Origin of the sequence: Rhodococcus sp. MS13, assembly GCF_013277835.1 — a bacterium.
GTDB lineage: Bacteria > Actinomycetota > Actinomycetes > Mycobacteriales > Mycobacteriaceae > Rhodococcus_F > Rhodococcus_F erythropolis.
The window spans coordinates 538,029-552,637 of record NZ_VBTL01000001.1 but is presented as its reverse complement, the minus strand read 5'-3'; the positions used below and the strand labels follow the sequence as shown (position 1 = coordinate 552,637).

The window sequence follows — 14,609 nt, the reverse complement described above, 5'->3', positions numbered from 1 at the left end:
TCATCATCCGCGTCCCCAAGGCTTGAGTGTCTAAATACACCTGAACGAGCGCTCTCGCTCTGCGACGCCCCGTGGTTTTGCTCACACAACTACGGGGCGTCGTAGTTGTTCGGGCACAATGGCCTCATGGCGAACATCTTTGACGTATCCACTCCCGCGAAACGCTTCCGTCTGGTGGCGTGGTGGGAAGCTGTGACCTGGGCGGCCTTGCTGGTTGCCATGTTCTTCAAGTGGGTCCTCGGACACGAAGAAGCGATTCGCATCCCCGGAATGGTCCACGGCACGGCGGGCTTCCTGGTGTTCATCGTTGTTGCTCTGCTGACTGCGTGGTCGCTCAAGTGGGATATCAAGACCACGATCCTTGCGCTGATCTCGAGCGTTCCCCCGTTCGGCACCGTCATATTCGAACGCTGGGCAGTGCGAAACGGCAAGCTAGGTGAGCTGTCCACGGAGTTCGAGGCGTCCAAGGGCAACGCGGCGCTCGTCTGAGTGCTGCATCCCTCTACGTAGCTTCGCGCAACTCGTGACAAACTGGGAGTCGTGACTCGACCAGGTTCCAGGCCCCCCGCGCGTTCGTCCGCAGTTGCTGCCGCCATGAGCGGCGCAGTCGACTTGTCCGCCTTCAAAGAGCGGGCCACGGCCCCACCACCGCCGCGTAACACCAGCGGCGACGGGGCCGTTTCTGCTGTCTCGGAGGCAGTGATCGAGGTGACCGAGGAGAACTTCGAAAGCGAAGTCCTGCTCAAGTCGAGCCAGGTGCCGGTCATCGTCAATATCGGTGGCCGCGCATACGAGCCCTCGGTCGTGTTCACCGAAGTTCTCGAATCATTGGCGGCGCGCGCCGGCGGCAAGTGGATTCTTGCCAACGTCGACGTCGACGTGAGTCCTCGCATCGCGCAGGCATTCGGTGTCCAGTCGGTGCCGACGGTTGTTGCCGTCGCGGCTGGTCAGCCGTTGGCCGATTTTCAGGGTGCTCAGCCAGAGGCGCAGCTCAGTCAGTGGTTCGACGCAGTGCTCCAAGCTGTCGAGGGGAAGTTGAGTGGGCCGGTGTCCGACGGGGACGAACCGGTGGAGGAGGTCGAGGATCCTCGCTTCGTGGCCGCTGAAACCGCGCTGGACGAGGGCGATCTCGACGCCGCCATCGCTGCGTACCAGGTGATTCTCGACGCCGAACCCAACAACGCGGAGGCCAAGAGCGCTGTCCGCCAGGTGAAGTTCATGACTCGGGTTCAGGGCGTCGATCCCGAGTCGATTGCGGCCGCGGATGCTGATCCGTCCAATCTCGAACTGCAGTTCGCTGCAGCCGACCTGGAAATGTTCGCCCAGCAACCCGAGGCCGCGTTCGCTCGCTTGATCTCGGTGGTATCGCGAACTGCCGGCGACGACAAGGCCGCAGCGCGGACGCGCCTGCTCGAGCTGTTCGAACTGTTCGACCCGGCAGAACCGATCGTCATCGCGGCCCGGCGTAAGTTGGCTTCCGCTCTCTACTGACGTGTGGACCGGCAGCCGCTACTCCGTGTAGCGGCTGTCGCACACTTCCCGGCCACCCAGTACGCCGGTCCGGAACGCGTCTACGCGTGCAAACCCGCTCGGCACCGTCTCACCGTTGACGTCACTGGCGGCGAGGCCGTCGGTCAGCAGCCCCGATACCGCTTCGTCGAGGTCGCCGGGGGAGAGCGTGACTTGAGCTCCGGACGCCGCAGCGTTGGTGGGACTGAGCGCTGCGGTGATGACGCCGGAGAGGCAGGCGGCGCGCAAGGCAGTCTGCGGAGTGTCGAGCGATTGGCCGTTCTCCTTCTGCATCGCGAGGGTGTACCGCGACGCGAGCAGGACGTAGGCGTTGTAGTCACCGGTGATGTTGGTCTGGATCAACTCGCGCCGTCCGACGCGACCCGGCGTGCCGCGCTCGGCCAGGTCGTCGACGCTGATTCCGATGGTGTTCGTCGACGGGCAGTACGAGACGGGCTCGGTCGCAACGGCGTCGCTGCACCCGGTGTCTGCGCCGGTGAACACGACCTTCGGCGGCTCGGGTAGATCGAAGATCGCTTGGAATGTCTTCACGAACTCGTCGAGCGTTGCCTCGGTGACAGGCAGTTCTCCGGAGTCGTTGCCTTCGGCGAACTGCTGCGGGAGGTCTGCGCGTCGTGACTCGATTTCGTCGGCGTCCATCTTCGCGCAGGCGCCGGCGCCGTCGGTGAAGCCGATCTGAGTGGCGGTGACGCGCTCGAACGCCGAACCATGGTGGCTCTCAGGATCATTAGGGTCTTCGTCGCGGATGGCGACCGCCGAGGCCAACACCTTGTTGAGGCCGTCGGAGGTGTTCATCGTGAAGTGTGCGGCCTTGTCCTCCGCGACGTGCCGCAAGAAGGCACCACCGAAACAGTCGGCTTGCTGTTCTCGCACCAGGGCCGCATCTCGTTTGCCGCCGACGATCCCGGCTTTGCGTTGAACCGCGTGGCCGTACTCGTGCGCGAAGATGAAGGCGACGGCCACTTCACCGAACTTCTCTCGTACCTCGGGCAGTAGCAGTTCGCGATCCCAACCGATGGTGTGATCGATGCTGCAGTACCCGGCGTTGATGAGTTCTTCGGTGGTCTCTTCGCAGAAGTCCGGGCCGTTCGATTCGGTGGGGTCCCACGAGATCAGCTCGTCAACCGGTTCGAAGGGCTTGTCGAACAGAGCCGGGTACTCGGCGGCCCAGTAGGTTTCGATGTCGGTGATGGCGTTGGCCGCCAGGGCGTCGATGTCCCCGCCGTCGGTGCCGGTGATTGCTCGGTCGGCATTGGGGGCTCCCGGGCGCAATCCGCTGGGGCCTGCTGTTGCGTCGAGTCCGGCGACGCGGAACGGATCGTGATAGATCGAGACGGCGTGCCCGTTCGTTCCGCTGGCACAACCGGCGAGCAGTGCGGCCACTGCGAACAGTGACGACGTGACAATGACTACTCGCCGGCCGACCATCAACGCTCCAGACTTATCCAAATCGCTCCAGCAGCTGGCAGCGCCACCTGTGCGGAGGCTGGCCGACCGTGCCACGAACGCGACGTTGCCGTGACCGCTCCGAGGTTCCCGACTCCGGAGCCGCCATACACCTCGGCATCGGTGTTGAGAATTTCCACCCATCGGCCGGGCTCTGGTAGCCCGACGCGGTAGCTCGAGTGCTCACTGCCCGAAAAGTTGAACAGGCAGGCGACAATCGAACCGTCAGTACCGTAACGCAGAAAACTGAGGACGTTGTTCTCGGTGTCGTTGGCGTCGATCCAGGAGTATCCGCCGGGGGAGGTGTCGAGGGTCCACATGGCCGGATGGCGTCGGTACGCGGAGTTGAGATCTCCGACCAGTCGCTGGACGCCGCGGTGGAGAGTGCCGGTGTACTGATCGTCGAGTTGCCACCAGTCGAGGCCGCGTTCTTCGGACCATTCCGCACTCTGACCGAACTCCTGTCCCATGAACAGCAGTTGCTTGCCCGGATGCGCCCACATGTACGCAAGCAGTGAGCGCAGGCCGGAAGCCTTGGCGAAGTCGTTGCCGGGCATCCGGGTCCACAGAGTTCCCTTGCCGTGCACCACTTCGTCATGGCTGATCGGTAGCAGGTAGTTCTCACTCCACGCGTACATCAGCGAGAAAGTGATCTCGTGATGGTGGTAAGTCCGGTGCACCGGGTCGTGACCGAGGAACCCGAGGGTGTCGTGCATCCACCCCATGTTCCACTTCATGTTGAACCCGAGGCCACCGACATTGGTCGCCCGAGTGACTCCGGGCCACGCCGTCGACTCCTCGGCGACGGTGACGACTCCTCGGTGGTTCTTGTGGACGGTGGCGTTCATCTCCTGCAGGAACGCAACAGCTTCGAGATTCTCGCGGCCACCGTGAATGTTGGGAGTCCATCCACCTTCCGGACGTGAGTAGTCCAGGTACAGCATCGATGCGACGGCGTCGACGCGCAGTCCGTCGATGTGGAACTCCTCGAGCCAGAAGAGCGCGTTGGCGACGAGGAAGTTCCGGACCTCGCGGCGACCGAAGTCGAATACGTATGTGCCCCAGTCCAACTGCTCGCCGCGACGCGGATCGGCGTGCTCGTACAACGGCGTTCCGTCGAAACGGGCAAGCGCCCATTCGTCTTTGGGGAAGTGTGCAGGAACCCAGTCGACGATGACGCCTATCCCTGCGGCGTGCAGGTGGTCGACGAACCAGCGGAAGTCATCCGGGGTGCCGAAGCGGGAGGTCGGTGCGTAGTACGAGGTGACCTGGTACCCCCACGATCCACCGAACGGATGCTCGGAGACGGGCAGCAGTTCGACGTGGGTGAATCCGGTTTCGGTGACGTATACGGCGAGTTGCTCGGCCATCTGCCGGTAGTCGAGTCCCGGACGCCACGATCCGAGGTGCACCTCGTACACGCTCATCGGGGACTGCGAAGGGTCGACACCAGCGCGGGTTTCCAGCCAGGCCGCGTCGTTCCATTCGTGCGAACTGGTGGTCACTCGCGACGCCGTCGCCGGCGGTACCTCGGTACCGAATGCCATGGGATCGGCCTTGTCGCGAACCGAGCCGTCGTGGCCGTGGACCCGGAACTTGTACAGCGAACCGACTGCGATGTCGGGCAGGAAGAGTTCCCAGACCCCGGTGGAGCCGAGGACTCGCATGGGGGCGAATTGCCCACTCCACCCGTCGAAGTCGCCGACGACGGTCACGCCGCGGGCGGCCGGAGCCCAGACGGCGAACGAGGTGCCGTCGACGGGTCCGTCCGGTGTCTCGTACGAACGCGGATGTGCGCCGAGGATGTCCCACAGCCGTTCGTGCCGACCTTCGCCGAACAGGTGAAGGTCGAGTTCACCGAGAGTCGGCAGGAATCGGTAAGGGTCGGCTGCGAGAACTGTGTGGCCACCCGGGTACGTCACGGAATAGCGATAGTCGATCAGGTCTGGGTAGGGGACCAGGGCCGCGAATATTCCGTGCGAAACATGTTCGAGAGGAAAGGTTTTGCCGCCGATGACGGCGCTGACGGACTCGGCGTTGGGACGCAACGCTCGGAGAACGGTGCCGTCGGCGTGGGGATGGGCGCCGAGGACACTGTGCGGATCGTGATGTTCACCGCGCGCCAACAGTTCCAGATCGTGATTGTCCGGCGCGATACCCGAAGGGGACTTTTCGGTTGGCATCACTTGCCTCCACCTGCGCGGTGCGCATTGCGAGCTTGGTAGGCCAGAGAGATCCGGGCCGGATACGGAACGGGTGGGAGCGCGAGGATGTGCGCCACCGAACGCCAGGGCTCGAGCCGGACGAAATTGGCCTGGCCCCAATTGAACTGCTCGCCGGTAACCTCGTCGAGCACGGTCATGTGGTCGTGCCATTCGCGTCCGAGCGCCGGCATGTCCAACCAGACGGTGCCCTCTTCTGCCGCGAACGGGTTGAGGTTGATCACCGTCAGGACGGCGTCACCGGTCGAGGCGTCGAACTTCGAGTAGGCGATCAACGCGTCGTTGTCGATGTGGTGAAAGTGCAGGTTCCGCAACTGCTGCAGGGCCGGGTGTGCACGCCGGATGCGATTGAGTGCGGTGATCCACGGCTCGAGAGATTCGCCTCGCGCTGCCGCTTCGGCGAAACGGCGCGGACGAAGTTCGTACTTCTCGGAGTCGAGGTATTCCTCGCTGCCGGGGCGAACGGCTTGATGTTCGTAGAGTTCGTAACCGGAGTAGACGCCCCACGTCGGCGCCAGGGTGGCGGCGAGAGCTGCTCGCAGTGCAAACATTCCGGGCCCACCGTGCTGGAGGGACTCGTGCAGGATGTCCGGTGTGTTCACGAAGAGGTTCGGTCGGGCCTCGTCGGCCTTTGCCGCCAGCTCGTTACCGAATTCGGTGAGCTCCCACTTTGCAACTCGCCAGGTGAAGTACGTGTACGACTGCGTGAACCCGCGCCTGGCAAGGCCGTACATGCGCGCCGGACGAGTGAAAGCCTCGGCGAGGAACAAGACGTCGGGGTCGGTTTTCTTGACCTCCGAGATGAGTGTTTCCCAGAAGTTGGGCGGCTTGGTGTGCGGGTTGTCGACACGAAAGATCTTGACTCCGGCGTTGATCCAGTGACGGACCACGCGCAGGATCTCCTTGTCCAGACCGCGAGGATCGGTGTCGAAGTTGATCGGGTAGATGTCCTGATACTTCTTGGGCGGGTTCTCGGCGTAGGCGATGGTGCCGTCGGGAAGAACGTTGAACCACTCCGGATGCTTCTGAGCCCATGGATGATCCGGGGCGCACTGCAGCGCGAGATCCAGTGCCACTTCGAGATCCAGCTTGCGGGCCGCAGCGACGAAGGCCTTGAAGTCCTTGAGCGTGCCGAGTTGGGGGTGAACAGCGTCGTGCCCGCCGTCGGCAGAGCCGATCGCCCACGGCGAACCAACGTCGCCGGGTTCGGGGGTGAGGGTGTTGTTGCGTCCCTTGCGGTTGATCTCGCCGATGGGATGGATCGGCGGAAGGTAGACGACGTCGAAACCCATTGCGGCGATGCGGGGCAGATCTTCGGCCGAGGTACGGAACGTGCCGTGCTGCGGTACTCCGTTCTCGTCCCATCCACCGGTCGAACGGGGGAAGAACTCGTACCAGGAGCCGAACAGTGCACGGCTGCGATCGACGACGACAGGGTGGGACTCGCCCTTGGTGACCAGCTCGCGAAGCGGAGTGGCGCGGAGCAGTTCGGCGACGTCGGAGGCGAAGGCCGGAGCGACGCGAGCAGTCAGCGCCTGATCGCTGCGCAGCGACGCCGTGACGGCCTCGAGCCTGGACCTGTTGCCCCGCGGCACTTCGTGCGCGGCCTTTTCGAACAGGCGCGCACCGATTTCCAGGTCGTTGGCCAACTCGGCCGCCCCTTGCCCGACGGCGAGCTTTGCTTCCACGGCGTGCTTCCAGGTGGCGATGGGATCGCTCCACGCCTCGATCCGGAACGACCACATACCTTCGGCGGACGGCGTGAACACCGCGTCGACGGTGTCCGGTTCGGTCCCGGGATCCATCGGAATGCGCAGCGGCTTGGTACCGCGCGGACCACGCACGACAAGAGTGGCGGAAATGGCGTCGTGGCCTTCTCGCCACACGGTGGCGTGCACCGGGAAGACTTCACCGACCACGGCCTTTGCCGGATAGTTACCCGAGATCTCGGGTACCACGTCGTCGATACCGAGGCGTCCTGACACGGGAAGCTCCATTTCTGATGATGGATCGCGGTAAAACTTTCTTTCGCCGGGTTCAACCGTAGTGGGTGCGGCGCTGCGGTGCTGATAACGGCGAAGCCGCCAGGCTGATAACGGCGAAGCCGCCAGGCTGATAACGGCGAAGCCGCCAGGCTGATAACGACGAATTCGGGTCTGTCGGTGGTCAGGTCGGCTCGGGCGTTCGGTTCCACCGGACAGAGTGCAAGGAACTCGACTAGGGTTCGCGGGGTGAAAGCCTTGCGTCGGTTCACTGTCCGAGCCCACATTCCGGAGCGCCTCGCCGCGCTCGGCCCCCTGTCCACCAACCTTCGGTGGTCGTGGCATCCCGAGACACAGGATCTGTTCTCGCGACTCGACCCCGAACTCTGGCAAGCAGTCCAGTTCGATCCGGTCCGCATGCTCGGGGAAGTCAACCCCACCCGTCTCGACGAACTCAGCAGTGACGAGGCATTTCTCGGTGACCTCGACACTGCAGCAGCCGATCTCGACGCCTATCTGAGCACGCCGCGCTGGTATCAGTCCCAGCAGGCCAAGGGCACATCGTTGGCTGGCGGAATTGCGTACTTCTCCATGGAGTTCGGAGTCAGCGAAGTTCTGCCCAACTACTCCGGCGGATTGGGCATCCTCGCGGGCGATCACCTCAAGGCCGCGTCCGACCTCGGGCTGCCGCTCATCGGCGTCGGACTGCTCTACCGATCCGGCTACTTCCGCCAGTCGCTGACCGCCGACGGTTGGCAGGCCGAGCACTACCCGCCGCACGATCCTCAAGGGTTGCCTCTTCGTTTGCTGACGGACGCAGGCCCGACTTCCGACGACGGATCGCCGGTCGTCATTCACGTCGCGATGCCCGGTGGACGAGTGCTGCGTGCGCGAGTGTGGATCGCTCAGGTCGGACGAGTGCCGTTGCTGCTGCTCGATTCCGACATCTCCGAGAACGACGCGGATCTGCGCGGCGTCACTGACCGTCTTTACGGTGGGGACCAGGATCACCGCATAAAGCAGGAGATCCTCGCAGGTATCGGCGGCGTCCGCGCGGTGCGTGCCTACACCGCGGCGTACGGATTGCCCGATCCCGAGGTTTTCCACATGAACGAGGGGCATGCCGGATTCCTCGGCATCGAACGGATTCGGGAACTTGTGACCACCAGCGGTCTGGACTTCGATTCGGCTCTGGCCGCGGTCCGCGCCGGAACGGTCTTCACGACGCATACTCCGGTTCCAGCCGGAATCGACCGGTTCCCGGCGGATCTGGTCCGTCACTACTTCGGCGGAGCGAACGGCGAGAACGAATCGAGTTTGCTTCCCGGACTGACCGTCGACCGCATCGTCGGGATGGGGCGCGAATCCGATCCGTCGATCTTCAACATGGCGCACATGGGTCTTCGCCTGGGCCAGCGAGCCAATGGCGTCTCGAAGTTGCACGGCATCGTCAGTCGCGACATGTTCAACGTACTCTGGCCGGGATTCGACGCCGACGAGGTGCCGATCGGATCTGTCACCAACGGTGTCCACGCTCCGACGTGGGCGGCGCCGGAGTGGATGGACGTGGCCAGGCGGATCGTGGGGCAGGAGCAACTCGAAGAAGCGCGAGGTTGGGAGCGCCTACACGAGTTGTCGGCCACCGAACTGTGGGAGACACGTAATGCGTTGCGCGGCAAGTTGGTCGACGAAGTACGTCGTCGCGTCCGAGCGTCGTGGCTCGAACGCGGCGCAACCGAAGCTGAACTCGGCTGGACCACTGGAGTTTTCGATCCCAACGTCTTGACAGTCGGATTCGCCAGGCGCGTTCCTACGTACAAGCGGTTGACGCTGATGCTCCGTGATCCCGAGCGTCTGCGTGCGATGTTGCTCGACGAGAAGCGTCCGGTGCAGTTGGTGGTGGCCGGTAAGTCGCACCCCGCCGACGACGGCGGTAAGGCACTCATCCAGCAGGTCGTACGGTTCGCCGACGAAGCGGATGTGCGTCACCGCATCGTCTTCCTGCCCGACTACGACATGTCGATGGCCCGGTACCTCTACTGGGGCTGCGACGTGTGGCTCAACAACCCACTTCGCCCACTCGAGGCGTGCGGCACTTCCGGCATGAAGTCCGCGCTCAACGGTGGACTCAACCTCTCCATTCGCGACGGATGGTGGGACGAGATGTACGACGGCGAGAACGGGTGGGCCATTCCGACGGCCGACGGTGTTCTCGACGACGTGCGGCGTGACGATCTGGAAGCCAGCGCCCTCTACGAACTTCTCGAGCACGCGGTACTGCCGACGTTCTACGACCGTGATGCAGCCGATCTGCCGACACGCTGGGTCGAGAGGGTTCGCCACACCCTCGAGAATCTGGGCCCGAAGGTGTTGGCATCACGCATGGTTCGTGACTACGCCGTCGACTACTACGCCCCTTCGGCGGAATCAGCTCGAGCGGTAGTGGCGGACGATTTTGCCGGCGCGCGTGAGGTGGCCGAGTTCCGTCGTCGCATCGAATCGCAGTGGCCGTCGGTCGCCGTCGAGCAGGTGGACGGTTCCGGCTTGCCGGACACTCCGGAGATCGGTGCGACCATCTCGTTGAAGGCCAAGGTCCGCCTCGGCGGCTTGTCGGTCTCGGATGTCCAGGTCCAGGCAGTCCTGGGACGCGTCAGTCCGGGCGAGGAACTCACCGACGTGGTGACGTTCCCGATGACACACTTCGGCGCCGAGGAAGGAACCGAGATCTTCGAAGCCGAGGTTGCGCTTCCGGTCTCCGGTTCCGTGGGATACACCGTGCGGGTGCTGCCGCATCACCGGTTGTTGGTCGATGCGTCCGAACTCGGGTTGGTGACCACTCCGAGCGTCTGACGTATTGCATTCTGCCCCGGTCCGTTCGGTCGGTACCGGGGCAGAATTGTGTCCGCGTGAGAACTGGCTCAGGGACGTGAGTCGCGGATGCGGGTGAGCGCCTTGCGGACGACTTCGGGGTTGGTCGTCTCCCAGAAGGGCGGCAGCGATGCGCGAAGGTAACCCGCGTATCTCGCCGTGGCCAGACGCGGATCGAGCACGGCCACCACGCCCTTGTCGTCGGTGCTGCGAAGCAGGCGACCCACGCCCTGTGCCAGGAGCAGCGCCGCGTGATTGGCCGAGACGCTGAGAAAGCCGTTACCGCCATGGGATTCGATGGCTTGTTGGCGAGCCATCAACAGTGGATCGTCCGGGCGCGGGAACGGAATCCGGTCCAAGATGACGAGGCTGAGCGATGGGCCAGGGACATCGACGCCCTGCCACAGGGACAACGTGCCGAACAGTGACGTGGGTTCGTCCTTGGCGAAGGCCTTGACGAGGGTGCCGGTGGCGTCGTCGCCCTGGCACAGGATCGGGGTGTCGAGGCGTTCGCGCATAGCCTCCGACGCGGCTTTGGCGGCGCGCATCGAGGAGAACAAGCCGAGGGTGCGTCCGCCGGCCGCCTCGACGAGTTCGGCGATCTCGTCGAGATAGACCGGGGAGAGGCCGTCGCGGCCGGGCGTGGGCAGGTGGCGGGCAATGTAGATGATGCCGGCCTTGGCATGGTCGAAGGGCGACCCGACGTCGAGTGAGTTCCAGCGGAAAGCAGAAGCGTCAGAAGGTGCTTCGGTGCCGATGGCGGTACCCGAGTCGGGTCGCACCGACGATTCCGCAGGAAGGCCCCAGTTGACGGCGAGACCGTCGAACGATCCGCCGACGGTCAGCGTCGCGGAGGTGAGAACGACGGTGGATTCGGCGAACAGTCGCGAGCGCAGCAATCCGCCGACGGAGAGCGGAGCCATCCGGACAGAGCGCCGAACCGATCCGCGGAACTCGTCCGAGGACAGCCAGACGACGTCCTTGCGTTTGGCCGGGTCTGGTTCGTCGAAAGCGGTGAGAATGCGCACGGCACTGTCGTGGACGTCGTCGACGGACGAGAGCGCAGCGTTGCGGGCTGCAGCGGCTTCGGGGTCTGCGGCTGCCATGCCCGGTTTGGCCGGACCGATTGCGGTGCGCAGCGACCAGGCCGCGTCGCGTATCGCGGCCAGTGCGGGCGCCGCACCGTCCGGGAGGCCTTCCCATCGACCTGGACGCAATTCCTCGAGGAGTCCAGCCCAACCCTCGCCGGCAGCTTCGAGTCGGTCGGCGTCCTGCTCTTCGGCGATCTTGCCGCAACGCCTGGCCGCGGCACTGATCGACGAAGCTGTGAGATCGGCCGTGGCAACACCGGTGACGCGGTCGACCAATTCGTGGGCTTCGTCGATCACCACGACGTCGTGGTCAGGGAGGATCTGGATGCCGGTGATGGCGTCGATAGCGAGCAGCGCGTGGTTGGTGACGACGACGTCGGCCTTCGACGCCTCGACGCGGGCGCGCTCGGCGAAGCAGTCCTCACCGACCGGGCATTGGTTCTTTCCGATGCACTCGCGGGAGGTGACGCTGACCTGCCGCCACGCCTGATCGGATACGCCCGGTACCAATTCGTCACGATCACCGGTTTCGGTGTCGGAGGACCATTCGGTGAGGCGGACGACCTCCCGGCCCAGACGCGAGACCGTGAACGGATCGAACAACTCGTCCTCGGGCGGCTGTTCCGACGCGCCGGTGTGAATCTTGTTCATGCACAGGTAGTTGTTGCGGCCCTTGAGGATTGCGAACTCGGCGCGTCGGCCGAGTGGCTTCTTCAGTGCATCGGCCAGCCGTGGCAGATCTCGATCGACGAGCTGGCGCTGAAGCGCGATGGTGGCAGTGGACACGACCACAGTGCGCCCAGACTCGACCGCATGGCGCAGGCTCGGAACGAGGTAGGCGAGTGACTTACCGGTACCGGTGCCGGCCTGGACGGCCAGATGCTCGCCCGTGTCGATCGAGTGCGCCACGGCCGACGCCATCGTCAGCTGACTGGTTCGTTCGGCACCGCCGAGCGACCGCACCGCTGTCTGGAGCAGTTCGGGAACGTTCGGGAGTTGATCGGCCACCCACGAAGGTTAATGGATCCCTACGTCAGAAACGTCCACGGATGATTCCCGGGGTAGTTCCCCGGCATTCGAGTCTTCTTCCGACGACGCCTCGTCTCGCCCGATCAGCTGCACTCCCGCCTCCTGCATCTGTACCAATGCCGACTCGATCGTGGCAGTCGACACACCTGCGGTGAAGGGGAGAAGGACCGTCGTGGCGAATCCCGCGCGCGCCGCGTCGATGGCCGTGGCCTTGACACAGTGATCTGTGGCAATGCCGATCACGTCGACGTCGGTGATCTTGTGGGCGCGGAGCCAGTCCTCGAGCGTCGTGCCGTCCTCGGCTGCTCCTTCGAAACCGGAATAGGCCGCGCTGTAGGCGCCCTTGGAGAAGATCGCCGAACCGGCGACGGAAGCGTCGAACGCCGGGTGGAACTCGGCGCCGGCCGTCCCGACGACGCAGTGAATCGGCCAACTGTCGACGAAGTCTGGGGTCTCGGAGAAATGCGCCCCAGGATCGATGTGGAAATCGCGAGTCGCGACTACGGCGTCGTACTCGTGGGAGTTGACGAAATCGTTGACGGCCGCCGCAACCGCAGCGCCGCCGTCGACCGCGAGCGCGCCACCTTCACAGAAATCGTTCTGAACGTCGACGACGATCAGTGCTTTAGCACTCACTGGTGCTCACCTCCGGAGAATCGAACGGGCACAGCCGAGTCTCCGCGCGAGAGCTTGAGTCCTTCCCACGGCAGGCTCACGAGCCCGGCCTTCAGAACTGCGCGGCTCTCTTCGAGCGTCGGTGCGCTCTCGACGACCTTGCCTTCGCGAACCAACGGGATCAGCAGTTCGGTCGCGCCGTCCGCCTCGGAAACCGGAGCGGGCGAGCCGGCAGGGTAGATGACTTCTTCGACGATCGTTCCGGTCGGGCGAACCACGCGCAGTGCCTTCTTGGCGCCGCCGCGAGATGCCTTGTTGGTGCTTCTCTTCTCGACCGCGATTCCGTCGACCTCGACCAGCTTGTAAACCATGCCTGCGGTGGGCGCGCCCGATCCGGTGACCAGTGAAGTACCGACGCCGTACGAGTCGACGGGTTCGGCGCGCAGAGCCGCGATCGCGTACTCGTCCAGGTCGCCGGAGACGACGATGCGTGTTTTGGTAGCACCGAGATCGTCGAGTTGTTGGCGTACCTGACGAGCAAGAACGCCGAGATCGCCGGAGTCGATGCGAACCCCACCCAGCTCGGGACCGGCAACGGCGACAGCCGTTTTCACACCCTCGGTGATGTCGTAGGTATCGACGAGCAACGTGGTGGATACGCCGAGTGCCGCGACCTGACCGCGGAATGCCGCTGCCTCGTCCGGACCGTCTTCGGTGGTGTGCAGGAGAGTGAAGGCGTGCGCACTGGTACCTGCGCTGGGTACGTCGTGACGCCGCGCGGCTTCGAGGTTGGAGGTGGCGTCGAAGCCGGCGAGATACGCGGCACGTGAAGCGGCGACGGCGGCCTGTTCGTGTGTACGACGCGAGCCCATCTCGATGATCCGTCGACCGCCCGCTGCGCTCACCATGCGGGCTGCGGCCGAAGCGATCGCGCTGTCGTGGTTGAGGATCGAGAGAATCAAGGTTTCGAGGATGACGCACTCGGCGAACGTTCCGCGGACCGAGAGGATCGGTGAGCCGGGGAAGTAGAAGTCGCCCTCGCGGTAGCCGTCGATGTCACCGGAGAATCGATAGTTGCGCAGCCACTCGACGGTCGTGTCGTCGAGAAATTTTGCAACGATCGCCAGTTCCGGTTCACCGAACCGGAACTGCTCGAGTGCGTCGAGAAGGCGTTCGGTACCGGCGACGACGCCGTAGCGACGACCGTCTGGCAGCCGCCGTGCGAATACCTCGAAACTGCAGTTGCGGAAGGCAGATCCGTCGGCGAGAGCCGCCGAGAGCATGGTCAGTTCGTACTGATCGGTGAGCAGTGCGGTGCTGGCACCGGCGTCGCGGATGTCGGAAATTTGCGTAGGCACGCACACAACTCTATGCGCGAGACGACGTGGGTGGGTGTTGTCGCCTCTCGTCGCGCCGTACCCTGGATACATGGTTTTCGGCGGCGCGACCGTGTCCGGCACTTACTCGGCGAACGTAACGATGAGAGGCGCTACGGCTTCCTCTCCTCAAGCCACGCCCGAGCAGTCGGAGGCTGTTGCGACCATCGAAGCCGCAGATCGGCCCTGGGTGACCATCGTCTGGGACGACCCGGTCAATCTCATGCACTACGTGACTTACGTGTTCCAGAAGTTGTTCGGTTACAGCAAAGCCAAGGCCACCGACCTGATGATGCAGGTCCATTCGGAGGGCAAGGCCGTGGTCTCGAGCGGTTCGCGCGACAAGATGGAGGCCGATGTTCGTCGCCTCCACGCTGCCGGTCTCTGGGCCACGATGCAACGCGACGACACCTGAGAAAAGCACTTTTTCGACCGATTTGTTCGCCTAAC

At 64.2% G+C, this 14,609-nt stretch carries 10 protein-coding genes; 4 read left to right on the top strand and 6 right to left on the bottom strand.

The features are described 5' to 3' along the window. The first annotated feature begins 126 nt into the window (after positions 1-126). The gene (locus FEZ59_RS02460) at positions 127-489 is read left to right on the top strand and encodes a DUF3817 domain-containing protein (RefSeq protein WP_020908283.1); all 363 of its coding nucleotides are present in this window, start codon (positions 127-129) and stop codon (positions 487-489) included. Positions 490-594: 105 nt separating this feature from the next. Beyond that, positions 595-1,491, top strand: a complete 897-nt coding sequence (locus tag FEZ59_RS02455) for a tetratricopeptide repeat protein (RefSeq protein ID WP_172932188.1) — start codon at positions 595-597, stop codon at positions 1,489-1,491. 18 nt (positions 1,492-1,509) lie between these two features. Here the strand turns inward: FEZ59_RS02455 and FEZ59_RS02450 are convergent, their stop codons facing one another. From FEZ59_RS02450 to FEZ59_RS02440, 3 genes are read right to left on the bottom strand one after another with little or no spacing between them, the layout of a single operon-like run. Continuing rightward, positions 1,510-2,958 (bottom strand): neutral zinc metallopeptidase, encoded by a 1,449-nt coding sequence (locus FEZ59_RS02450; RefSeq protein ID WP_020970042.1) that lies wholly within the window; start codon positions 2,956-2,958, stop codon positions 1,510-1,512. Next, a complete protein-coding gene (glgB, locus tag FEZ59_RS02445) occupies positions 2,958-5,159 on the bottom strand; it encodes a 1,4-alpha-glucan branching protein GlgB (RefSeq protein ID WP_041815044.1) in 2,202 nt (733 codons plus the stop codon). Before glgB ends, FEZ59_RS02450 begins: the two co-directional genes overlap by 1 nt. After that, complete coding sequence (locus tag FEZ59_RS02440; RefSeq protein WP_020970040.1) at positions 5,159-7,183, bottom strand: alpha-1,4-glucan--maltose-1-phosphate maltosyltransferase; 2,025 nt, start codon at positions 7,181-7,183, stop codon at positions 5,159-5,161. Before FEZ59_RS02440 ends, glgB begins: the two co-directional genes overlap by 1 nt. A gap of 246 nt (positions 7,184-7,429) precedes the next feature. Between FEZ59_RS02440 and glgP the strand changes: the two genes are divergently transcribed. Continuing rightward, entirely contained in the window at positions 7,430-10,030 is a 2,601-nt protein-coding gene (gene glgP, locus FEZ59_RS02435) for an alpha-glucan family phosphorylase (protein WP_172932177.1), read from the top strand. Between the two features lie 68 nt (positions 10,031-10,098). On the opposite strand, the gene FEZ59_RS02430 is transcribed toward glgP, so the two are convergent. From FEZ59_RS02430 to FEZ59_RS02420, 3 genes are read right to left on the bottom strand one after another with little or no spacing between them, the layout of a single operon-like run. Further along, on the bottom strand, positions 10,099-12,147 hold the full coding sequence (locus tag FEZ59_RS02430; protein ID WP_019749155.1) for an ATP-dependent DNA helicase: 2,049 nt from the start codon (positions 12,145-12,147) through the stop codon (positions 10,099-10,101). Positions 12,148-12,156: 9 nt separating this feature from the next. After that, the gene (locus FEZ59_RS02425) at positions 12,157-12,804 is read right to left on the bottom strand and encodes an isochorismatase family protein (protein ID WP_021333460.1); all 648 of its coding nucleotides are present in this window, start codon (positions 12,802-12,804) and stop codon (positions 12,157-12,159) included. Continuing rightward, positions 12,801-14,141 carry a nicotinate phosphoribosyltransferase gene (locus tag FEZ59_RS02420; RefSeq protein ID WP_172932176.1) on the bottom strand — a complete coding sequence of 447 codons (1,341 nt, stop codon included), beginning with the start codon at positions 14,139-14,141 and terminating at the stop codon, positions 12,801-12,803. Before FEZ59_RS02420 ends, FEZ59_RS02425 begins: the two co-directional genes overlap by 4 nt. Before the next feature lie 121 nt (positions 14,142-14,262). Here FEZ59_RS02420 and clpS point away from each other — a divergent pair, with 121 nt between their 5' ends. Further along, entirely contained in the window at positions 14,263-14,574 is a 312-nt protein-coding gene (clpS, locus tag FEZ59_RS02415) for an ATP-dependent Clp protease adapter ClpS (RefSeq protein WP_029255695.1), read from the top strand. The last annotated feature ends 35 nt before the right edge of the window (positions 14,575-14,609 follow it).